The sequence below is a fragment of the Kitasatospora sp. NPDC058406 genome (genome assembly GCF_042722765.1).
In the GTDB taxonomy this organism is placed as follows: Bacteria; Actinomycetota; Actinomycetes; order Streptomycetales; family Streptomycetaceae; genus Kitasatospora.
In genome coordinates this window covers 1-22,360 of record NZ_JBHXKE010000155.1, presented here as the reverse complement: position 1 = coordinate 22,360, position 22,360 = coordinate 1, and the positions used below count along the sequence as shown (strand labels likewise).

The 22,360-nt window shown below is 73.7% G+C and carries 16 protein-coding genes and 2 pseudogenes; 13 read left to right on the top strand and 5 right to left on the bottom strand.

Annotation, left to right across the window (positions count from 1 at the left end; genetic code table 11):
- Positions 1–767, bottom strand: a 767-nt coding sequence (locus tag ACFWOG_RS26765) for an MFS transporter (RefSeq protein ID WP_380361253.1), incomplete at its 3' end; no start/stop codon positions are given.
- A gap of 870 nt (positions 768–1,637) precedes the next feature.
- Here ACFWOG_RS26765 and ACFWOG_RS26760 point away from each other — a divergent pair.
- Both ACFWOG_RS26760 and ACFWOG_RS26755 read left to right on the top strand, forming a co-directional pair.
- On the top strand, positions 1,638–1,811 hold the full coding sequence (locus ACFWOG_RS26760) for a hypothetical protein (RefSeq protein WP_380361252.1): 174 nt from the start codon (positions 1,638–1,640) through the stop codon (positions 1,809–1,811).
- Positions 1,812–3,367: 1,556 nt separating this feature from the next.
- Positions 3,368–4,447 carry an RICIN domain-containing protein gene (locus ACFWOG_RS26755; RefSeq protein ID WP_380361251.1) on the top strand — a complete coding sequence of 360 codons (1,080 nt, stop codon included), beginning with the start codon at positions 3,368–3,370 and terminating at the stop codon, positions 4,445–4,447.
- Between the two features lie 218 nt (positions 4,448–4,665).
- Here ACFWOG_RS26755 and ACFWOG_RS26750 read toward each other — a convergent pair whose 3' ends face one another.
- Positions 4,666–5,229: a cupin domain-containing protein gene (locus tag ACFWOG_RS26750; protein WP_380361250.1), complete on the bottom strand. Its 564-nt coding sequence runs from the start codon at positions 5,227–5,229 to the stop codon at positions 4,666–4,668.
- Positions 5,230–5,547: 318 nt separating this feature from the next.
- On the opposite strand from ACFWOG_RS26750, the gene ACFWOG_RS26745 reads away from it, so the two are divergent.
- The 11 genes from ACFWOG_RS26745 (at position 5,548) to ACFWOG_RS26695 (ending at position 18,753) form a co-directional block, all read left to right on the top strand.
- On the top strand, positions 5,548–5,967 hold the full coding sequence (locus tag ACFWOG_RS26745) for an Rrf2 family transcriptional regulator (protein WP_355401390.1): 420 nt from the start codon (positions 5,548–5,550) through the stop codon (positions 5,965–5,967).
- Positions 5,964–6,929, top strand: coding sequence for a DsbA family protein (locus tag ACFWOG_RS26740; protein ID WP_380361249.1), 966 nt, complete (start codon positions 5,964–5,966; stop codon positions 6,927–6,929). The genes ACFWOG_RS26745 and ACFWOG_RS26740 overlap by 4 nt, the downstream gene beginning before the upstream one ends.
- 828 nt (positions 6,930–7,757) lie before the next feature.
- Positions 7,758–9,314: an ABC transporter substrate-binding protein gene (locus ACFWOG_RS26735; protein WP_380361248.1), complete on the top strand. Its 1,557-nt coding sequence runs from the start codon at positions 7,758–7,760 to the stop codon at positions 9,312–9,314.
- Positions 9,311–10,423 carry an ABC transporter permease gene (locus ACFWOG_RS26730; protein WP_380361247.1) on the top strand — a complete coding sequence of 371 codons (1,113 nt, stop codon included), beginning with the start codon at positions 9,311–9,313 and terminating at the stop codon, positions 10,421–10,423. Before ACFWOG_RS26735 ends, ACFWOG_RS26730 begins: the two co-directional genes overlap by 4 nt.
- Entirely contained in the window at positions 10,420–12,540 is a 2,121-nt protein-coding gene (locus tag ACFWOG_RS26725) for a dipeptide/oligopeptide/nickel ABC transporter permease/ATP-binding protein (protein WP_380361246.1), read from the top strand. The genes ACFWOG_RS26730 and ACFWOG_RS26725 overlap by 4 nt, the downstream gene beginning before the upstream one ends.
- A complete protein-coding gene (locus tag ACFWOG_RS26720; protein WP_380361245.1) occupies positions 12,537–13,679 on the top strand; it encodes an ABC transporter ATP-binding protein in 1,143 nt (380 codons plus the stop codon). The genes ACFWOG_RS26725 and ACFWOG_RS26720 overlap by 4 nt, the downstream gene beginning before the upstream one ends.
- A 37-nt stretch (positions 13,680–13,716) precedes the next feature.
- Positions 13,717–14,904 carry an acyl-CoA dehydrogenase family protein gene (locus tag ACFWOG_RS26715; protein ID WP_380361244.1) on the top strand — a complete coding sequence of 396 codons (1,188 nt, stop codon included), beginning with the start codon at positions 13,717–13,719 and terminating at the stop codon, positions 14,902–14,904.
- A 78-nt stretch (positions 14,905–14,982) separates the two neighbouring features.
- Positions 14,983–16,179, top strand: a complete 1,197-nt coding sequence (locus ACFWOG_RS26710; protein ID WP_355401376.1) for an LLM class flavin-dependent oxidoreductase — start codon at positions 14,983–14,985, stop codon at positions 16,177–16,179.
- Positions 16,176–17,087 carry an alpha/beta hydrolase gene (locus tag ACFWOG_RS26705; protein WP_380361243.1) on the top strand — a complete coding sequence of 304 codons (912 nt, stop codon included), beginning with the start codon at positions 16,176–16,178 and terminating at the stop codon, positions 17,085–17,087. Before ACFWOG_RS26710 ends, ACFWOG_RS26705 begins: the two co-directional genes overlap by 4 nt.
- Positions 17,084–17,647 carry a flavin reductase family protein gene (locus ACFWOG_RS26700; RefSeq protein WP_380361242.1) on the top strand — a complete coding sequence of 188 codons (564 nt, stop codon included), beginning with the start codon at positions 17,084–17,086 and terminating at the stop codon, positions 17,645–17,647. Before ACFWOG_RS26705 ends, ACFWOG_RS26700 begins: the two co-directional genes overlap by 4 nt.
- Positions 17,648–17,652: 5 nt before the next feature.
- Positions 17,653–18,753, top strand: a complete 1,101-nt coding sequence (locus ACFWOG_RS26695; RefSeq protein ID WP_380361241.1) for an LLM class flavin-dependent oxidoreductase — start codon at positions 17,653–17,655, stop codon at positions 18,751–18,753.
- A 404-nt stretch (positions 18,754–19,157) separates the two neighbouring features.
- Here the strand turns inward: ACFWOG_RS26695 and dnaK are convergent.
- The 3 genes and pseudogenes from dnaK to ACFWOG_RS26680 all read right to left on the bottom strand — a co-directional run.
- Positions 19,158–20,636: pseudogene (gene dnaK / locus ACFWOG_RS26690) on the bottom strand (molecular chaperone DnaK); the annotation flags it as partial.
- A 369-nt stretch (positions 20,637–21,005) separates the two neighbouring features.
- Positions 21,006–21,653, bottom strand: a pseudogene (locus tag ACFWOG_RS26685) (caspase domain-containing protein); the annotation flags it as partial.
- Complete coding sequence (locus ACFWOG_RS26680) at positions 21,640–22,029, bottom strand: hypothetical protein (protein WP_380361240.1); 390 nt, start codon at positions 22,027–22,029, stop codon at positions 21,640–21,642. The pseudogene ACFWOG_RS26685 and the gene ACFWOG_RS26680, both read right to left, overlap by 14 nt.
- Between the last annotated feature and the right edge of the window lie 331 nt (positions 22,030–22,360).

Here is a 22,360-nt window from a genome sequence, read left to right as displayed (position 1 = left end):
ATCAGCAGGCCGTAGCGGGCGGTGTTCTGGAACCCGATGGCGATGCCGGTGGACCAGATCTTGGGGTTGCGCAGCACGGTCTTGTAGCGCTGGAACGAGGTCTCGCCGGCGTACGCGGCGGCGTCGGCCCGGTCGTCCTCCTCGTCGGCCTCGGTGACGGAGGCGGGGGGCTTGATGCCGGCCTGCTTGGGGTTCTCACGGGCGACGAAGTAGAAGGTGATGCCGCCGACGAGCATCAGCAGGACCGGGACCCGGAAGATCCACTGCCAGTCGAGCTTGAGGGTGTCGACGACGATGGTGGAGGTGACGAAGGCCAGGACGGAGGCCATGCCGGCGGCGAAGGTGTAGAAGCCGAAGCTCTTGCCCCGCTCGCGCGGGCCCCACCAGTTGGAGATGACCCGGCCGCCGGAGGGCCAGCCGAGGGACTGCGCGAACCCGTTGGCGCCCCACAGGAAGCTGAGCGACCTGGAGCCGACGGAGAAGCTCGTGCACCAGTTGAGGATGGTGGACAGGATGGCGCCGGCGGTCATCATGCGCCGGCCGCCGAACTTGTCGGCGAGGTTGCCGTTGATCATCTGGCCGGCGGCGTACGACCAGAGCAGGATGCCGCTGATGCCGCCCAGTGCGGCCTTGCTCAGACCGAGGTCGGCCTGGATGCCGGGGATGGCGAAGCCGAAGGTCTGCCGGCCGGTGTAGAAGAAGAAGTAGCAGAACATGGCGGCCAGGAGCATGCGCCACTTGAGCTTGTTGTACTTGCCCTCGCTCACGAGTTCGAGGGCGGGGGTCCCGAGTCTCGGACCTTTGGTGTCCGATCTGGTGTTCTCGGCGTTCGACATGGTTCTCGACCGATCTGGGTGGGGTCCGGGGAGCGCCGCAGGGCAGACGGCGCGAGGTCGGGGCGGCGGCTGCCGCCGGTACCGTGGCCGCCCCCCGACGGGGCGGCCACGGCGTGTCAGTGCGCGTGAGCAGCGCACGTCCGGGTGGTGCGGCCGGGACGCGGTCAGCGGCTCCCGGCCGGCTTCCGGCCGGCTCCCGGGCGATCATGGCGGCGCCCAGGCAGGCCGCTCGGCCGCCCACGAGCCCCGCGACCACGTCCGGTCGTGGGCCGCGTCCGCAGGCCCGGCGGAGAGCGGAGTCGATCGTCTGCCGCAGGGCCGTATCCACCTGCGGCAGCGGTCCGCCGCCGCCGACGACGACAACTGAAACCTGGGTTCTCGGTTCCTCGGGGGTCGGTGTCCTGGGGTGCGTGCTGTTGCGGCCGGTGAACACCTGGCCGGAGGTCACCGGTAGCGCGGACACCAGCGGGTGGTTGGTGGCCACCGGGTAGATCGTGCTGAAGTCGGCGTCGGTGCGCACCGCGTACGGCCCGCTCGTGCCCCACCGCCCATTGACGTTCGGCAGACAGGGGACGCCCTCGCCGGCCACGTCGGGCTGGGCGGGGTCGAGCGCCACCCCGCCGTCCTGGACGAACGTCTGCAGCGACCCCGCCTGAGTCTGCACGTAGTTGCGGTAGTCGGGGGCCGTAGCTGGCGAAGCTGCCGAGGGCGATCAGGTCCACCCCCTGCGCGTTCGCCGCCATGGCCGGGTTCAGATCGATCACGGTGAAGCCGGCGTGCTCCAGCAGGATGCGCAGCCCCTTGGCGTGCGTAAACGAGTCGACGTACTCCAGCACCGCCGCGCGCAGCGGCGTCGCTGCGGCCGCCGGGGAGGCGCCGGTGGTGCCGGTCATGGCGCTGCCGGCGGCGACCGTCGCCGCGCCGACGCCCAGCGGCTGCACCGCCTTCCGACGGCTGATCTCGGAGCGGATGTGATCGGACGGGGCGGGGGACGAGTCGTCCATCGTCTTCTCCTGACGTGAGAGGTCTGGAGCGATGCCGGAGAAACCACGGCCCTGGAAAGGGCGTGGTCGAGCGGGGGTGGGGTGGGTACGGGCAACCCGGCTGGTGGAGGTCGGACCGTGCGCGGCACGCGGGGCGGCTCTCTGCGCCTGGGTGGGGGCGTCGCAGGTCGGCCGGACAGGAGTCTGCAGCCGCTTCGGTGGGCCGGTACGGAAGTAGGCCGGAACCGGTGAAGCGGGTGGGGCTATCGAGTGGAACTACAGCGGCAGCGCAACGGCGCTGTCAATACTCGCGCACCGGACAACCGCGGGTGGAATCATGCGCGGGGGTCATATACGGGCCGGGCGAACGAGGCGGGTTGTCGTGTCGATTCTTGATCCGGTCAGGGGCGACTCCTCGGGGGCGGGGGCGTTCCCCGAGGAATTCGTGACGGATCGCCCAGTGGGCGGGAAGCTACGAGCCGCCGCTCGAAGCGGTCGACCCCTGAGGACCCGATTGCGGCCAAGTTCCCAGGTAGTCAAAGGTGTTGGTTCCACCGCAGCCTCGACCCGGCCGGCATTCCCCCTCCACGCTCCTGCGGTGTCGCGACGCCTCGGCAGCGTTCGCGCCTCAATTTCTGAGTGCCTGTCAGATAGGCGTCGGTCGACTTGACACAGGTGTCACGCAACCGAAATCCACAGGTCACCTCCGGGACTTCTCATGGCAGCCCATGAGGGGCGCGGGCACGGTGTGTCGCCCATACGAATCCGTTATCCGCCCCATCAGCAATTCGGGTCTTGTCGCCGCTCCCCCACCGGCCGACCATCGGATCCCACGCGCCCGGGACGGGAGCGCCGCAGTGCTGCCGTCGCACCGAGGATTCGGGGCGTTCCGTCGACTCGGCGGGGCGGCGGCGGCACTGCACACCACGCTCGGGACCACTCGGAGGCAGGCCGCCACAGCCGCCCCCGTCCACACCCCGAACACGTTCGCCCCGTGCCGGGCCGTGACCGCCCACGAGTACCACCATGCGGAGCACACCCACCGAACCGCGCGGCGCCCTTCCCCGGTCACCGAGGCGGGAGGCCGCGCGGCGGCGTCCGGCCGTCGGCACGAGCGTCCCCGCCCCGGCCACGGCGCCCGTCGTCGGTGTCGGTGTCGGTGTCGGTGTCGGCAGCCGGCCTCGTACTGAGCGGATCCGCGGACGGACTCGCCGGGGTCGCGCCCGCCCGCGGGGAGCTCCCCCAGACGGATCGGAACAGGTATCCAGGCAGGTGGTTCTACGCTGCCCCGAGGTCCCGGCGGGGCCAAGACTCGGATACGCCCAACACGGGGACCGCGTACGAGGCCCCGGCGAATCCGCCTCGGCTCCCTACCCGGATCAGCCGTTCTCCTCGGCCCGGTGCCCACGCGGCCGCCGCAAGAACCCACCACACCGACAGTCCGGAAGTCCCCGACGGGGGCGATCCGGAACCGTTTACTCAAGGACTAGGAACATCATGATTCCGCCTTCCCCGAGCACTAGATCCGGTGTCTTAAGACTGCTGCTCATGTCCCTGGTGACAGCTCTCCTTGCCGTCGGTGTGTCCGTCACTCCCATGGCAAGTGGCACGGCACACGCCACGGAGTTCCTGGGCAACCCCTGCCCGGCGTCGGAGAGCATGTACTGCACGCGGCTGTACTTGAAGGAGGGCTTCGCGCTGAGTGTGGATACCCAGCGAAGCGCGTTGAACCAAGTCAGGTTGGCCCGGGTTCACGGCAGCTCGAACATGGCCTGGCGCCTGACTCCGAACTGGCAGGACGGAACCTTCCGGATCCAGAACGTGTCGCTGGGCACGTGCCTGACGGCCCAAGGCTTCTGGAACCAGGCGCCGGTGTCCATGCTGTCGTGCGGTTCCACCAGCACCTGGCAGGACTGGATTGCCCATCCCACGCCCACCGGGTTCATGTTCAGGAACGTGGGCACGTCGTCGTGCCTCGCTCCCTACAAGTCGAAGGTTTCCCCCGGGACACCGACCTGGCTGACCGGCTGCGACGGAAAGGAGGAGCAGTCGTGGAAGGTCCCCTTCGGTGACGAGCAGCCTCCCGTGCGCGGACCGCGGGAACTTGCCCTGACCTACGCGACCAAGATATGCCAGAAGTACAAGAATGAATGCTCATGGGACATGGAATCGGAATCCCCCGCGGAAATGCTGCCGGACTCCTGCGCGTCGGACGCCTGGTTCAACGAAAACGGCTACCCGGATGGCGTTACCCATACGTTTTCGGTACTCAGGACGAACGGATGGTCCCACGAACTGGGCAGTGAAGTCGAGCTTGGACTGGAGACCGGCGCACTGTCATCACTGATTGCCAAGGTCACCGTCAAGGTGAAATTCACCTTCAAGAAGAGCTGGTCCGGCTCGGAAGCCCTGGGGAACCAGGTCACCGGCAAGATTCGACCGGGGGAATACGGCTGGGTCACGCTCTCCAGGGCTGCCACCAAGATCACCGGGACCTGGACGTTCAGCCGCAGTCATCTCCCCTGGACGGCCAGGGACACGATCGTCATGCCCGTGTCGACGTCCGACGACGGCCGGCCCACCCTCTATACCGTCCGGTCGTCCCCGAACCCGCCCATCTGCAAGTAGGACCGCGGGCACCGGCAGACGCCGAACAGCCCCGGGCTGCCGGGACGGCCCGCGGGCCGTCCCGGCAGCCCGGGCACACCGGTCGCAACGCAGCGATTCCGCGCGCGCATCGGGGCACGTCACGGCACCCGCCCGGGCCGCGCGCCCCGACCGGCGCGCGGCGGGGGCGAAGGGGCGCGGGTGGAGGCAGCGTCAGGCTCGGACCGGACGCGGCGGCGTCACGGTGCGTACAGGCTCGGGAGGTTGACCACGATGGCCTCCTGGGTGCTGCGGGCGATCACCACCACGGCCTCCACCTCGGGGTCCGGGTTCTCCTCGCGGTGCGGGACGAACGGCGGCACGAAGATGTAGTCGCCCGGGCCGGTGCGCAGCCGGATCTCCTCGGGCGTGCCGGAGGAGTCGTCGACGAACACGAACTCGGGGTGCCCGCTGACGATGTGGATGGCGGTCTCGGACTCGCCGTGGTGGTGGTCGGAGGACGCGGTCGAGGGCGCGACGTGGGTCTGCCCCATCCACAGCTTCTCCGAGCCCACGGTCCGTCCGCTGATGGCCGCGAAGCGCCGCATGCCGCCGGTCTGAGCGGTGTCGCCGTCGAGCTCGCCCGCCCGGATGTGGTGCAGCCGGGCCCGCAGGCCGGTACCGGGAGCGGCGGTCCCGCCGTCGTGCAGGTGCGGGTGGAAGCCGGTGCCCGCCCGGGTGACCACGGGCGCCTGCTCCGAGGTCTCCTCGGAGCGGTCGGCCGGGGCGGCCGGGTGGTGGTGCGGCGGGTGGGCGGTGGACATGGCGGCTCCTGGGTCGGGGATGGGAACGCGGGCGCGGGACGGGGACGTGGTGGCGGGTTGCGGACGCGACGAGGGGCGCGGGCGGGGCGGCGGCGAGCCCGCACCGGCGGTGCCGCGGGACGGCCGAGTGCCTGGGCATGGCGGTGGCCCGGAGTCCGGTGCGACGTACCGGCCGGGTTCGGACGCTAGGCCCGGCGGCGAAAGGATGTCAAGAGGTGTCCTTTCCCGCCGCACGCTCCGCGCCGTGCCGGACCACGGACCGGACAACCGACCGGACAAGGGACTTGAGCACGGCCGCGGCCGGGGGATACTCGGCCCATGCATATCTCCGCCAAGGCGGACTACGCCGCTCGGGCTCTGGTCGAGCTCGCCTGCGACACGTCCCGCCCGCTGACCTGCGAGACCATCGCCGCCTCCCAGGGCATCCCGTTCCGATTCCTGAAGTCCGTGGTGGGCGAGCTGCGGCGGGCCGGGCTGGTCCGCAGCCAGCGCGGCTGCGAGGGCGGTTACTGGCTGGGCCGGGCCGCCGCAGAGATCACCCTGCTGGACGTGGTCCGAGCGGTCGACGGCGAGGTGATCACGCTGCGCGGCGAACCGCTGGCCGGGCTGGACTACCCGGGGCCGGCCCGGGGGCTGCCCGCCGTGTGGCGCAGCGTGGAGGACCGCGCCGTGGCGATCCTGACGGAGACCACCGTGGCGCACCTCGTGGGCACGGCCCGGCAGGTGGCACCCGCATGACGCGGCCGGCGGGCGGTGGCGGTACGACGGGCACGGAAGGCGCGGCGACGGCACCGGACGCGGCGGACGCCGTTGTGGAGATCGCCGAGTTCACCGATCCGATGTGCCCGTGGTCCTGGGGCGCCGAGCCGCGGTTGCGGCGGCTGCTGCGGGTGCTGGGCGAGGGGGCCAGGCACCGGCGGGTGTTCGGCGTCCTGTTCGACGAGGACGACGACCCGGCGCCGGATCCGGCGGCCGAGACCGCCTGGTACGCCCGGTACGTCGCGGAGATCGCGACGCACACCGGCGCTCCGCGCGCGGAGCGGCTGCGCTGGGTGGCGGCCAGCAGCTGGCCCTCCTCGCTGGCGGCGGCGGCCGCCGAGGCGCAGGGGCCGCTGGTCGGCGAGCGGGTGCTGCGCCGGCTGCGGGAGAGCGCCTTCGTGCTCGGCGAACCCGCGGACACGCCTGAGCGGGTCCTGGCGGCGCTCGCCGGGGTGCCGGGTCTCGACGAGGCCCGGCTGCGGACCGCGCTGGCCGATCCGGCGGTACGCGAGCGGGTGCGGCGCGACCGCGCCGAGGCGCGCCGGCCCCGGCCGGAGGTGGTCGGGCTGCACGGGCCGGGGCCGCACCCGGGGGCGGCCAAGGAGACCGGGGACGGCTACCGCTACGCGCTGCCGACGCTGGTCTTCAGCGGTCCGGCCGGGTGCCGGGTGGTGCCGGGGTGGCGGACGGTGGAGGAGTATCTGGCGGCGGTGGCCGCCGTGGCACCGGGGCTGTGGCCCGGTGCCGTGCCCGAGCCGACGGCCGCGGAGTTGTTGGAGCGCTACCGCAGCCTGGTCGAGGCGGAGTTGGCCGGGGCCGCGGGGCCGCTCCCCGGGGGCGTGCGGCGGGTGGCGACCGGGCACGGGGTGCTGGTGCTGCACCCCGACGAGCGTTCGGGTCCGGCCTGGGAGTCCGTCCGGCGGGCCGGCGGAGCGGGCTGAGCGCCGCCCGGGGCGGCTGCGGAGAGGGCTGAGTGTTTCCGGGACGGGTCGGCGCGTCGGGCGGGCCATCCACGGTTCGAGACGGGCGGCCCGCCCGGCGTCCGGTCCGCGAGACGTCGGCGCGTTGTCACAGCGGGCTGCGGGTGCGGCGCTCCGTACCGGCGGGGCACCGGCCGTTCGCGGGCGATGCGGCGGCGCGCCGTGAACGGCGCGTTGAGGGGGTGTTGCAGCACCGCCGCCGCAAACAGACACCTTTTGGTGTCCATTGACAGCAGGCCGCCGACCTGGCCAGGATGTGCCCCATGAACCCCACGCACCGCGTCACGGTGCGCCGCCACATGAGCCGCGCCGGCAGCGACCTCTGTTGTTGACCGCGTCCCGGCCCGGCGGCGCCCCCGCCGCCGAGTCCCGCCCCGGCCGTATCGGCCGGTAGCGCCGTACCACCGGAGCCCCCGGCCGCGCCGGGCCCGGTCCCGTACCGGCGCACCGCGGTTCACCGCCCCGCGCAGCCGGCACCCCGCCGCCGGGCCACCGGCCGCCGATAGCCGGCCGCCGCGCGATCCGGCGAGCGCCGCATCGCACCCCACCGCGGCAACACCCACCGCAGCCGTACCCCATCGAGCCACCGCACGCCCAGCGTCGGCCCGGCCACCCCGCCGCGCCCGGCCGTCCCCGTCTGCCGCCAGCCCCGCCCCCGACCCGCACGCCGGACCCGCGTGCCGGGCAGCGGGCGGTGGCGCCGCACCCACACCCCCGTCTCCGGTGCCCCGCCGCGCCCTGTCGCGCCGCGCCACCGTCCTCGTAACGCCCGAAAGGTGACGAACCGCCATGACCAGCACCCCCGCCCACCGCACCCTGCTCGGCAGACGTTCGCTGCTCGGCCTGGGCCTCGGCCTCGGCGCCTCCCTCGCCCTCGCCGCGTGCGGCGACACCGGCGCCGGCCAGGCCGGGACGGGCGGCGGCGCCCCCGGCGGCACCCTCAAGTGGGGCTGGGCGCTGCCCACCTCCTGGGACCCGGTGTTCTCCTCGGCCGGCTGGGACGTGCACGGCCTCTCCCTGGTCTACGCGGGCCTCACCAAACTGGACGAGAAGGGCAACGCCGTTCCCGCCCTGGCCACGTCCTGGAGCTACAGCCCGGACAGCGGCTCGGTGACCTTCACCCTGCGCCCCGGGGCGACCTTCTCCGACGGCACGCCGCTGGACGCCACCGCCGTCAAGAAGAGCCTGGACCGCGGCCGCAGCGATCCCAAGTCCCTGGTGGCCCCGCAGCTGACCAGCGTCAGCGAGGTGAGCGCGCCGGACGCGCAGACCGTGGTGATCAAGCTGTCCAGGCCCGACTACCAGATCCCCAACCTGCTGGCCGGCAAGACCGGGATGATCGTCAACCCCAAGGCCTTCGAGGCGGACGCCGCCGCGCTGGCCACCCGTCCGGCGGGATCGGGCCCCTTCACCCTCGTCTCGTACACCCAGAACGCGAAGGCCGTCCTCAAGCGCAATCCGACCTACTGGGACGCCGCCTCGATCAAGCTGGAGAACTTCGAGCTGCACCCGCTGCCCGACGCCGCCACCGTGGTCGGCGGCCTCCAGTCCGGACAGTTCGACGTGGCGCAGATCCCCGGCAGCCAGGTCGCCGCCGCCAAGGCCGCCGGGCTGGAGGTCCAGGAAATCCCCTCGCTGGTGGTCGCGGTGCTCGACGTCAACATCGAGAAGGCGCCGTTCGACAACCCCAAGGTGGTCGAGGCGCTGAAGTTCGCGATCGACCGCGAGGCCCTGGTGAAGACCCAGCTCTTCGGCCACGGAGAGGTCAACTACCAGCCTTTCCCGAAGGGTTACGTCGGCTTCGACCCCGCCCTCGGCGACCTCTTCCGGTACGACCCCGCGCGGGCGCGCACCCTGCTGGCCGAGGCCGGCTTCCCGAACGGGGTCGACCTCACGCTGACCACCACGGCCGCGCAGGGCCTGCCCGAGCAGCTCCAGGCGCAGCTGAAGGAGGTCGGCATCCGGGCCACGATCGACGTGATCCCGGCGGCGCAGGCCACCCAGATCATGTACATCCAGCACTCCAGGGCGCTCGCCTCCGACCAGTTCGCGGGCCGCGACTCCGCCGCGCAGGCCTTCCAGGTGCTCTTCGGCGAGCAGGGGCTGATGAACCCCGGCCGGCGCACCCCGCCCGAGCTCAAGGCCGCCGTCGACCTGATCTCGCGCACCCCGCTGGACTCCCCCGAGTACCCGAAGGTGTTTCAGGCCGCCACCGCGCTCGCCGTGCGCACGATGCCCAACACCTTCCTGTACAGCGTCCCGCGCCTGCTGGCCCGGCGTAAGTCGGTCTCCCCGATCCCCTCGTTCACGGTCGTCCAGCGGTTCGAGGGAGTGACTGCGTCGTGAGCGCCGTCCTCTCGCCCCCTCGCGCCCGGCGGGCGGGCCTGCTCGCACGCCGGGCGGCGCGCGCACCGCGCCCGCTGGGGCGGGTCCTGACCGGCGCCGCCACCGTGTTCCTGCTCTCCTCCGTGCTCACCTTCGGCCTGGGCGCCGTCTCCGACGCCAACCCCGCCGCGGCGGTGCTCGGCGAGACCGCCACCCCGGCCGACATCGCCCGGCTGGACCACCAGTTCGGCCTGGACCGGCCGCTGCCCGTGCAGTACGGCAGCTGGCTGTTGCACGCGCTCGGCGGCGACCTCGGGGTCTCCTGGTTCACCACCGTCCCGGTGGCCGACTCGATCGCCGCCGCCCTGCCGGTGGACCTGTCGATCGCCGGACTCGCACTGCTGCTGGCGGTGCTGCTCGGCGGCGCCGCCGGAGTCTCGGCGGCGCTCAGCAACGGCGGGCGGCTCGACCGGGCGGTCACCGCCGTCTGCACCCTGCTCGGCACGCTGCCGGCCTTCGTGATCGCCATCGGACTGATCACCCTGGTCGCCGTCCAGTTCCGGCTGCTGCCCTCCGGCGGGTACGTGCCGTTCTCGCAGAATCCCGGCGAGTGGCTGCGCTTCGCCCTGCTGCCCGCCCTGGCGCTCAGCCTGGACGCCGCCGCCGGGATCGCCCGCCAGCTGCGGACCTCGCTGGTCGCGGAGCTGCGCGAGAACTACGCCACCGGCGCGCTGATGCGCGGGCTGTCCTGGCGGCGGGTGCTGTTCGGGCACGCGCTGCGCAACGCCGCCGGGCCCGCCGTCACCGTGCTGGGGATGAGCGTGCCGGTGCTGATCGGCGGCGCCGTCGTCACCGAACGGATCTTCAACCTGCCGGGGATCGCCCAACTGTCGCTGCGCGCGGCGGAGCAGCACGACGTCCCGGTGATCCAGGGCACCCTGCTGGTGACCGTCGCGGTCGTCCTGGCCGCCAACCTCGCCGTGGACGCGCTGCTGTTCGCGCTCAACCCGGCGGCCAGACGCCGCGCCCGCCCGGCGGGCGCGGCCACCGGCGCGAAGGCCGTCCACGCCGCAGGCCCCGCCGCCGACCTCGTCCCGTCGGCGACCGCCGCCTCGGGAGGTGCCCGGTGAACGCGCTGCGCACCACCCTGCGGGTACCGCTCGCCCGCGTCGCGCTGGCGGCCCTCGGCGTCGTCCTGCTGCTGGCCCTCCTCGGTGACCGGCTCGCCCCGATGGACCCGCTCGCCCAGGACCCGTCCGCCATCCTGCACAACCCCGGCGGCGGCCACCTGCTGGGCACCGACTACCTCGGCCGCGACGTGCTCAGCCGGCTGCTCGCGGGCACCGGTCCCTCCGTCCTGGCCGCCGCCGAGGCGGTCGCGGTGGCCGCCCTGCTCGGGGTCGTCCCCGGCCTGCTCTCGGTCCGGTTCGGCGCCACCGGTTCCTGGCTCGCCCTGCGGTCGGTGGACGCGCTGATGACGCTGCCGTTCACGCTGTTCGCCATCGCCGCCGTCGGTCTGCTCGGCAACGGGCTGCACCAGGCGATGATCGCCCTGGGGGTGCTGCTGTCGCCGCTGTTCTTCCGGGTCGTCCGGGCCGCCGCCCTGGGGCTCGACCGCGCCCAGTACGTGGAGGCTGCCGAGCTGATGGGCGCGTCCCGGGCCTGGATCCTGCGGGTTCACACCTGGCGCAAGGTGCTTCCGACGGTGGCCGTCACCACCGCGCACGCCCTGGCCACCAGCCTGCTGACGGTCTCCTCGCTGACCTTCCTCGGCATCGGCGTCCAGCCTCCGGCCCCCACCTGGGGCGGCATGCTGGCCAGCGACCTCGGGTTCCTCGCGCAGCAGCCGTGGGCGCCCGCCGTGCCCACCTTCCTGATCATGGTCACCATCGGGGCGCTCAATCTGCTCGCCGACGTCCTCGCCGACGCCGACCGGACGGACACCGCGGCGCTCGGAGCCCCCGCCGGTGAGCCGGCCGGGAAGACCTCCGGCACGAAGGACGCGCTCCCGACGACGACGGCCGGGGCCCGGCCCGCCGGCACCGAGCCGTCCGGCGGGCCGCACCCGCCCGCGGACGACGCCGCGCTGCGGGTCGAGGGCCTGCACGTCACCGTCGGCGGCGGCCGCACCGAGGCCGTCCGGGACGTCTCGTTCGCCGTCCGCCCCGGCGAGGCCCTCGGGTTGGTCGGCGAGTCCGGCAGCGGCAAGACGCTCACCTGCCGCTCGGTGCTCGGCCTGCTCGCCCCCGGCGTCGCCGTGTCGGCCGGACGGATCACCCTCGGCGCCGCCGCACCGGACGCCGCGAGCGGATCCCCCGGCGCTGCGGAGCCCACCGGACCCACCGGGCCGACCGGGCCCACCGGGCCCACCGAACTGACCGGGCTCACCGACCGAGCGTGGCAGCAGGTCCGCGGCGACCGCCTGGGCGCGGTCTTCCAGGACCCCGGCTCCTACCTCAATCCCTCGCTCACCGTCGGCCGCCAGCTCGGCGAGCCGCTGCGCCTGCGCCTCGGCCTGAGCCGGGACGAGGCCCGCCGGCGCGCGGTGGAGCTGTTCGAGGCGGTCGGTCTGCACGACCCGCAGACCGTCCACGACCGCTACCCGCACGAGCTCTCCGGCGGCATGCTCCAGCGCGTCCTGATCGCCGTCGCGGTCTCCGGCGACCCCGGGCTGCTGGTCGCCGACGAGGCGACCACCGCGCTGGACACCGTCGTCCAGGCGGAGGTGCTGGACCTGCTCGACGGGCTGCGCAAGCGGCGCGGTCTGGCGCTGCTGCTGGTCAGCCACGACCTCGCCGTGGTGGCCGACGTCTGCGACCGGATCCTGGTGTTCTACGCCGGGGAGATCGTCGAGGAGGGCCCCACCGCCGAGGTGATCGCCCGCCCCGCGCACCCGTACACCGAGGCGCTGCTCCAGGTCGCCTCCCTCGGCCGGCGCCACCGCCGCGAGCCGGCCGTGATCCCTGGCCGGCCACCCGAGCCCGGCACCGCGGGGCCAGGCTGCCGCTTCGCCGACCGCTGCGCCTACGCCACCCCGGACTGCACCCGGAGCGGCATCTCGCTCACCCCGGTGGGCGGCTCCGGCGGGGACGGCACCCGCCGGGTGCGCTGCGTCCGCGCCGAGGACCTCGCGCTCACCGGAGCCTGGGGAGCCGGGACCCCCGAAGCCCCGGGAACCACCGTGACCACCCCGACCGCCCCGACCGCCCCGACCGCCCCGCACCACCGGACGGAGGCCCCCGTATGAGCACCACCACCGCCCCGGCGGCGCCGCTCGCCCGCACCGACGGGTCCGAACCGGCCGCCCGCCCCGCCACCCTGCGGATCGAGAGGCTCTCGGTCGCCTTCGGCCGCACCCCGGTCCTCGGTGGCGTCGACCTGGACGCGCACTCCGGCGAGATCCTCGGGCTGATCGGCGAGACCGGCTCCGGCAAGACCACGCTGGCCCGCGCCGTGGCCGGGCTCGCCCCGGTCACCGCCGGCCGGATCACCGTCGACGGCACCGACCACGGCGCCCTGCGCGGCCGGGCCCTGCGCGCCGCCCGCCGCGCCGGGACGGTGCAGTACATGTTCCAGGACCCGCTGCGCTCCCTCGACCCGGACCTGACGGTCGCCCGCCTGGTCGGCGAACCACTGGCCGTGGCGGGCGTGCCCCGGGCCGAACGGGAGGAGCGGGTCAGGGAGGCGCTGGACCGGGTCGGCCTGGACCCCGCGCTCACCACCCGTACCCCCGCCCGGCTCTCCGGCGGCCAGCGCCAGCGGGTCGCCCTGGCCAGGGCCGTCGTCGGACGGCCCCGGCTGCTGCTCGCCGACGAGCCGGTCAGCGCGCTCGACGCCTCCAACCGCAACCACGTGCTGCGGCTGCTCGACCGGCTGCGCCGCGAGCTGGACCTGGCCGTCGTGGTGATCTCGCACGACCTCGACTCGCTCTCCGGGATCGCCGACCGGATCGCCGTCCTCTACCGGGGCCGGATCGTCGAACAGGGCCCGGCCCGTACGGTGCTGGAGCACCCGCTGCACCCGTACAGCGCGCTGCTGGGCGCCGCCGCGCCAAGCCTGGACCCGGCCAGGCGGGCCGCCCTGGAGCTGCTGCGCACCCCGGCACCCGGGGCCCCGTCGATCGGCGGCCAGGACGGCTCCGACCCCGGCGGCGCCGACCGGAGCGCCTGCGCGTTCGCCCACCGCTGCCCGTTCGCCGACCAGGCCTGCGCCGTTCGTCCCGACCCGCTCCCGGCCACCACCCCTGCGGGGGCCACCGCCTGCGCCGCGTCCCCACCGCCCGGCACCCCGGCCCCGCTCCCGGTCGTCCTGCCGGTCGGCGCCCCCACCGGGCACACCGTGGCCTGCCACCACTCCCCCGGCTGGCGGGCGCGGCTGCCCCGCTGACGCCACCGACCGTCTCCTCCCGTACCGGAGTACGCCCATGCCTGCCGCACCCCCCGCCCGGGCGCTCCCCGCGCCGCTGCCGACGCCCGCGACCGACGGCCTGGCCGCGATCACCGCCGCCCTGGCGGCCCGCGCCGCCGAGCACGACCGGGACGCCTCCTTCCCCGCCGAGGGCATCGAACTCGTCCACGGCGCAGGTCTGTTGACCGCCACCGTGGCCCGGCGCCACGGCGGCCCGGGCGGCGGTCTGGCCGACACCGTCCGGATCCTGCGCGCGCTCGGTGCCGGTGACCCGGCCGTCGCGCTGGTCACCGCGATGACCCTGTTCGTGCACGCCGCCGAGGCCCGCCGCCCGCACTGGCCGGCCGGACCGCTCGCCGACCTGCTGGCCGAGTCCGCCGTCCGCCCGACGCTGGTCAACCACGTCCGGGTGGAGCCCGATCTCGGCACCCCCGTCCGCGGCGGGCTGCCCACGACCGTCGCCCGGCGCAGCGGCGACTCCTGGGAGCTGACCGGCCGCAAGATCTACTCCACCGGCGCCCCCGCGCTGCGCTGGCTGCTGGTCTGGGCCAGGACCGAGGAGGACGATCCCCGGGTCGGCTCCTTCCTGGTGCGCGGCGACCGGCCCGGGATCACCGTCGAGCCGACCTGGGACCACCTGGGCCTGCGGGCCAGCCGCAGCGACGACGTCCTGCTCGACGCCGTACGGATCCCCCTCGACCACACCACCGGACTGGCCCTCCCGGAGCCGGACGGCGGCCGGGACGCGCTCGGCGGTGCGTGGAACTCGCTCGGCCTCTCCGCCCTCTACCTGGGGGTGGCCCGCGCCGCGCAGTCCTGGCTGACCGGGTTCCTGCACGAGCGGACCCCGACCTCGCTGGGCGCCCCGCTGGCCACCCTGCCCCGGTTCCAGAGCGAGCTGGGCGGCATCGACGTCGACCTGGCCGGCGCCGAACGGCTGGTCGCCAGTCTCGCCGGGGCGGTCGACGCGAGCGACGAGTCGGCCGCCGAGGAGAGTCCGGGCGCCAAGCTGATCGCCACCCGGGCCGCCGTGGAGGCCGTCCAGCGCGCCGTCGCCCTCACCGGCAACCACGGCCTGACCCGCCACCACCCGCTCCAGCGCCACCTGCGGGACGTGCTGTGCAGCCGGGTGCACACCCCGCAGGACGACACCGTCCTGCTCACCCGCGGCCGGGCCGCCCTGCACCGCTCTCTGACTCTCTGACCCTCCGACCCTCTGACCGCGTCCGTTTCTCCCTGCCCTTCCTCTCCCCAACACCACTGCCATGAAAGGCTTTTCGCCATGCCCGTCGAGTTCATCGGCATGATCTCCACCCACGACGTCTCGGAGACCCGCCCGGCCCACGGCCCGGTGGTCGACGTGGACTACACCCGTCGCTTCGCCCGGGCGCACGAGGACGCCGGCTTCGACCGCATCCTGGTCGCGCACTCCTCGGCCAGCCCCGACCCCAACCAGGTGGCGGCGTTCGCCGCGGCCAACACCGAGCGGCTGGGCCTGCTGATCGCCCACCGTCCGGGCTTCATCGCCCCGACCGTGGCCGCCCGCACCTTCGCCACCCTGGACCAGTTCTCCGGCGGCCGGGTCGCCGTGCACATCATCACCGGCGGGCACGACGCCGAGCAGCGCCGCGACGGCGACTACCTCACCAAGGACGAGCGCTACGCCAGGACGGACGACTACCTGACCGTGCTCACCAAGGCGTGGACGGAGGAGGGCCCGTTCGACCACGAGGGCCCGTACTACCGCTTCGCCGACTTCCACTCCGAGGTCCGCCCGGTCACCCGGCCGCGGATCCCGCTCTTCTTCGGGGGCTCCTCGGAGGCCGCCTACCGGGTCGGAGGCAAGCACGCCGACACCTTCGCCCTGTGGGGCGAGCCGCTGGCGGAGACCGCGCAGCAGATCGCCTCGGTGCGCGCCGCCGCCGAGGCCGCCGGGCGCACCGACGTCCACGGCATCAGCGTCTCCTTCCGCCCGATCCTGGGCCGCACCGAGGACGAGGCCTGGGAGCGCGCGCACGGAATCCTGGCCACCATCAAGGAGCGGGCGGACGCCTTCGGCGGGCGGCGCCAGGTGCTCCCGGTCGGTCCGGGCGCCGCCCCGCAGAACGTCGGCTCCCAGCGGCTGCTGGCCGCCGCTGCCAAGGCCGACCGGCACGACCGCGCGCTGTGGACCGCCCCCGCCGCCGCGACCGGGGCGGCCGGGAACTCGACCGCGCTGGTCGGCACCCCGGAGACGGTCGCCCAGGCGCTGCTGGACTACGTCGACCTCGGCGTCACCACGCTGCTGATCCGCGGCTACGACCCGCTGGACGACGCGATCGACTACGGCCGGGAGCTGCTGCCGCTGGTACGCCAGGAGGTCGCCCGCCGCGACGAGCGGGCGGCGCGCGAGGCGGCGGCCGGGGCCGAGGCCACGGCCAGGGCCGAGGCGGCCCGGACGGCGCTGCCGGACGCCGAGCCCGCGGGCGCCGCCCGATGAGCACCCCCGCACCCGCGGTGGCCGTCCCCGGCGCCGGCACCGCGCCGGGGACGGGCCCGGCGCCCGCCGGGCCCGCGCCCGCCCCGACCTCGGCGTCGGCGTCCTGGGACCCGGCCGACGGCGTGGTCGTCCGCGGCACCGTCCTGCTGCTCCCCGGCCGGGGCGAACACCCGGGCCTGTACGGCCGGTTCGGACGCCGGCTCGCCTACGACGGCTACCGGGTGGTGGCGACGGCGCACGGCGGCGAGGCGGCCGAGGCCGACGCCCTCGCGGAGCGCGTCGCCGAGGAGCGCGCCGCGCTCCCGGCCGGCGCGCCCGTCGTCCTGGCCGGCTCCGACACGGGGGCTCTGCTCGCCCTGGCCGCCGCCGGGCCCGCCGCACCCGACGGCCTGCTGCTCGTCGGCCTCCCCACGGCCGGTCCCCGGCCGGACGGCGCGCAGCGGACCGGCACCGCCGCGGAGGGCGCCTGGACGGACGAGCTGACCGCCAGGACCGCCTGCCCGGTGCACCGGGACCTGCTCGGCAGCGACCCCGGCTACCGGCCGGGCGCGTTGGAGGAGCCCGTGCCCGCCGCGCTCGCCGAGGCGGCCGAGCGGTCCGCCCCCGGCACGCCCGCCCTGCTGGTGCACGGCGGGGCCGATCCGGTCTCGCCGCCCGCGACCGCCCGGAGGCACGCCGCCCGGCTGGCGGCCGAACTGCTGCTGGTCGTCGACGGCCGACACGACGCGCTCAACGACGCCCCGCACCGCAGCGTGGCCGCCGCCGTCGTGCAGTGGCTGGAGCGGCTGCGCGGCGGTCCGCACCTACCCGTCCAGCTGATCCCGGTCGCCGGCCCCGCACCCGTACCGGACGCACCACAAGCACCGGGCGACCCGGTGGCCCACCTCCCGGAAGGAGTCCCGGCATGACCAGGCTCGACGAACGCCCCGCCTTCGCCGTACCGGCGGGTGCGGCACCCCCCGCACTCGCCCCCGCCCCGGATGCCGCCCCCGCCGCCGACCTGCTGCGCGGCGCGCTGCGCCGGCACGCCTCCGGCGTCACCGTGATCACCGTGGCGGGCCCCGGCGGACAGGCCGGGTTCACCGCGACCTCGTTCACCTCGGTGAGCCTGGAGCCCGCGCTGGTCTCCTTCTACCTGGCGACCACTGCCTCCTCCGCCCCCGCCGTCCGGGCCTGCGAGGCGTTCACGGTGCACATCCTGCGCCACGGCCAGCAGGAGCTGGCGAAGCGTTTCGCCCGCAGCGGGATCGACCGCTTCGCCGACACCCCGTGGCACACCGGACCACACGGCACGCCGCTGCTGCCCGGCGCCGCCGCCCGGCTGACCGCCAGGACGACCCAGGTGACCCCGGTCGGCGACCACCTGCTGATCGTCGGCGAGGTGGTGGGCGCGGACACCGACGGCGGCCCGCCGCTGGTGCACCACAACGGCGGGTACGGGCGGTTCGCCGCCGACCTGGAGGGCTGAGGACCATGCCGCTGACCGCCCACTGGTTCCTGCCCACCACCGGGGACAGCCGGTACGTCGTCGGCGGCGGCCACGGCTCGGTGCCCGGCACGGCCGGTTCGGACCGCCCGCCGAGCATCGCCTACCTGGGCCAGATCGCCCGTACGGCCGAGCAGTTGGGATTCACGGGCGCGCTGACCCCGACCGGGGCCTGGTGCGAGGACGCCTGGCTGACCACCGCGATGCTCACCCAGGTGACCGAGCGGCTCAAGTACCTGGTCGCCTTCCGCCCCGGCCAGCTCAGCCCCACCCTCGCCGCCCAGATGGCGACCGGCTACCAGAACCAGTCGGGCGGCCGGCTGCTGCTCAACATCGTCACCGGCGGCGAGTCCGCCGAGCAGCGCGCGTACGGGGACTTCCTCGACAAGACGGGCCGCTACGCCCGCACCGCGGAGTTCCTGGACATCACCGGGCGGCTCTGGCGCGGCGAGCGGGTGGACCACCACGGCGCCCATCTGCGCGTCGAGGGCGCACAGTTGACCCGGCTGCCGGAGCCGGTCCCGGAGGTGTACTTCGGCGGGTCCTCCCCGGAGGCCGCCGAGGTCGCCGCCCGCCACGCCGACGTCTACCTCACCTGGGGCGAACCCCCGGAGATGGTCGCCGAGAAGATCGGGGCCATCCGCGATCTGGCGGCGCGGTACGGGCGCACCCCGCGCTTCGGCATCCGGCTGCACGTGATCACCCGGGACACCTCCGCGGACGCCTGGGCGCAGGCCGGGCGTCTGCTGGCCGGGATGGATCCGGCGCGGATCGCCGCCACCCAGGAGGCACTGGCGCGCAGCGAGTCGGAGGGCCAGCGGCGGATGCGGCTGCTGCACGGCGGATCGACGGAGCGGCTGGAGGTGTCGCCGGGTCTCTGGGCCGGGATCGGCCTGGTGCGCGGCGGTGCGGGCACCGCGCTGGTCGGCAGCCACCGCGAGGTCGCCGACCGGATCGAGGAGTACCACCGCCTGGGCATCGACGAGTTCGTGCTGTCCGGGACGCCCCACCTGGAGGAGGCGTACTGGGTCGGCGAGAACGTGCTGCCCCTGCTCGCAGCCCGCGGCCTCTGGAAACCCGCGGCCTGACACGCGCGGCTTCTGCGGGCCCGGGCCCTGCCGGCGCACGGGCAGAGCCCCGCTCGCACGCATGCGCGACGACAGCCGGCCCAACACACCACCAACCCCCACCCCACCCGCACCCGGCGCTGGATCTCCACGAGGAGGACAGTTCCGAGATTGCCTGCCGGCCGGCGGCTTCAAGGAGAACGATCGACACCGACGACCTCCGGCTCTGTTGTGCGACTCGACATCACGCAGCACGAGACGGAGGTCGTCGCCTCGTCCGGCAGATCCCCATGCGGGTGACGAACTCGAACAACCTCATGTTGATCACTGAAGGTAGAACGACAGGCTCAGGAATTGTCCGGTCGGTCATGTGCGGAGCCGGAGGACGAAAGCTGCTGCGGCAACGGTGTCGAGGGCGGGGAGAGGTAGCGTTCGAACTCCTCGCGCATGCGGGTGATTTCGCTCTTCGAGAGTGCGGAAGAGCCGGTGACGGTCATCCTCCGCTCCTTGCCGGTGCCGAGGTCCTTCGCGGACGCGTGCATGATGCCGTTGGCGTCGATGTCGAAGGTGATCTCGATCTGGGGCAGACCGCGCGGGGCCGGCGGCAGGCCGGTCAGCTCGAACACACCGAGCAGTTCGTTGTCCGCTGCGCTCTGGTGCTCACCCCGGTAGACCTTGAGCCGCAGAGCGTGCTGGTTGTCCTCGGCGGTGGTGAAGATCTCGGAGCGCTTGGTCGGGATCGTGGTGTTGCGTTCGATCAGGGTGTTCATGGTGCCGTCCGCGATCCTGATACCCAAGGAGTGCGGGGTGACCCGAAGCAGCAGGACGTCCTTGACCTCGCCCTTCAGCACACCGGCCTCCAAGACACTGCCGATCGCGGCGGCCCCGTCGGGGTCCGCGGCAATGACGGGCTCCTTGCCGCCGGTCAGCTCGCGGACGAGCTCGGCAACGGCCGGCATGCGGGTCGAGCCGCCGACGAGGACCACGTGGTCGATCTCGGAGAGGGCGATGCCCGCGTCCTTGATCACGTTGTGGAACGGAACCTTGCAGCGCTCCAGCAGGTCCGAGGTCAGCTGCTGGAACCGGGCCCGGGTGAGCTTCTCGTCCAGGTGCAGCGGACCCTCGGCGGAGGCCGCGATGTAGGGCACGTTGATCGAGGTCTCGCAGGAGGAGGACAGCTCGATCTTGGCCTTCTCGGACGCCTCGCGCAGACGCTGCAGCGCCGTCTCGTCCCCGGACAGGTCGAGACCGTGGCCGGCCTGGAAGACCTTCACCAGGTGGTCGACGACCTTCTGGTCCCAGTCGTCACCGCCGAGGTGGTTGTCGCCGCCGAGGGCCTTGACCTCGACCACGCCGTCGCCGGTCTCAAGAACGGCGACATCGAGGGTGCCACCGCCCAGGTCGAGAAGCAGGATGGTCCGGTCGCTCTCGTCGCCCAGGCTGTAGGCCGTACCGGCAACGGCCGGCCCGTCGACGATGCGCCGTACATCCAGGCCCGCGATCTCGCCCGCCTCCCTGACTGCCACGCGCTCGGCGTCCGAGGCGTACGCCGGGACACTGATGACGGCTTCGGTGACCGGCTCGCCCAGGTATGCCTCGGCATCCCGCTTGAGTTTCCGAAGGACGAAGGCGGAGATCTGCTGCGGCGTGAAGTCGTTGCCGTCGATGCCGATCCTCCAGTCAGTGCCCATGTGGCGCCTGACCGAACGGACGGTGCGGTCGACGTTGGCGACCGCCTGGCGCTTGGCGGCCTCGCCGACGAGCACCTCGCCGTTCTTCGCGAAGGCGACGACGGACGGCGTGCTCCGGGTGCCCTCGGCGTTGGTGACAAACCTGGGCTCACCGTCCACGAGGACGCTGACGAAGGAATTCGTCGTACCAAGGTCAATGCCGACCGCACGGATCCGGCGGACGCTCGGCGGAACGGGCACAGACAGGGAGGCCGCCCGCGCGGTGCCGAACTCGGCCCACACGGCCCGGCTCGCCTCCGCCGCCTTCACATCGACGAACTCCGTTCCGTACAGCCTGGCCAACAAGCCCGCGATCTTCCCGTACTTCCGGGCGGCCCCGGCCGGGTCCCCGTTGTGGCCGAGGAACTCCTCGTCGTCGAGCAGCATGCGCGGTGTCTCCTGGCCGCAGCCCTCCGCCCGAGCCCAGCGCTCACCCTCGGTCGCGGGCCGGTAGCTCCTGTTGCGGGCGATCACCAGGTCTGCGACGGTGTCGGTGCCCTGCCTGCGGGGCTTCGGCAGGCCCCTTCTCACCAGCCGCTGGTGGAGGAGCTGGTAGAGCTGCCCAAGAGTCAGGTCCAACGGCGCGTTCTCATCCCCCTCGGTGAGCAGCCGCACCAGCTCGGCAGTGAACGCGGTGTTCCGTTCGCCGTGTGGTGCGCGCGCGGCCGTACCGGCGGAGGTGGAGGTGAGCACGAAAGTCCCGGCGATCTCGATCTGGTCCAGCGCGAGCGAATCGCCGGGGGCCATGATGTCGATGGCGCGCCCGGAGAAGCAGCAGTCGAGGATGACCACCCGCTTGCGCGCGGGGCTGTCGATGACGAACTCCCGGAGCTCGTCGAAGGGCAGCGCGGTGTGGCGCAGTTGTCTGCCGCGACGGGTGCGGGACAAGCCAAGGTGCAGGTTCCCCGCGCTGTCCAGCAGTCCGTGGCCCGCGAAGTAGATCAGCAAGAGGTCTTCCGCCTGCGCGGTCAGCTCGGTGAGCCTGTCCACCAACTCCTCGTTACTGCCCGGGTTCGCGATGGTCACACAGGTCTGCGAAGTCGACCAGCCGTGCAGCGGCAGGCCGAAGGCGTCCGCGACGTCGGTCAGGTTGTTGAGCACCGCTGGAAGGTCGAGCAGGTCCGGGTCCGCCGGGTAGTTCGCCGTGCCGATCAGGACGATCCGGGAGCGGTCGCCGTCAGGGAGTCGCATCGGGCAGAGCGTCCGGTTGCTCCTCGGTGATGAAGCGGCGCAGCGCCGCGACCGTCTCGTCCCCGGCCTTCACTCCGCTGAGCTGGACCTCCATGGAACCACCGTCCGGCCTGGTCACCCTGACGGTGACGTCGAGGGTGCGCTGCCGCACCCATTCGACTACCGCCTGGGCGAGGACGGTCGCCGCGCCTCCGGCGGACAGGGCCACCACCAGCACCTCGGCGAGCCCGCCCATCTCCTCCGGACCGACCTCGCCGTCCAGCAACTGCACTCGCCCCCGCAGCTCATCCTCGTGACGCAGCCAGGCACGCAACGACCGGAGATCCGAGGCGGCCGCCGCCGGGTCCGCCCCCGCGATGGTGATACGCGATTCCATTCCACTCCCAGCCCAGGCGATTTAACTGCCCGTCAGCCTAGGTGATGGACACCCACCCGGTCGGGGAAACCTCCTCGAACGCCGGCCTGATGAAGTCACGGGCGACGGGTTCGATAGCAAGTTCGACGTCCAGGGCCTCAGCTCACCACCCTCGGCACCGCGAGCGCCCGCAGCGCGCCCGGTCTGCTCGCCGTCCCGGGAAGCGGCAGCGTGCCAGGGCAGCGGGTTCCTCGGTACGGCGGCGTCCTGCCGCAGCGTTCCGAAGCCCTCCGCCCGGGGGCGGGTTAATTGGGGGGGGGGTAGGGAAGCAGCGGGCGTGCCCGCGACGGGG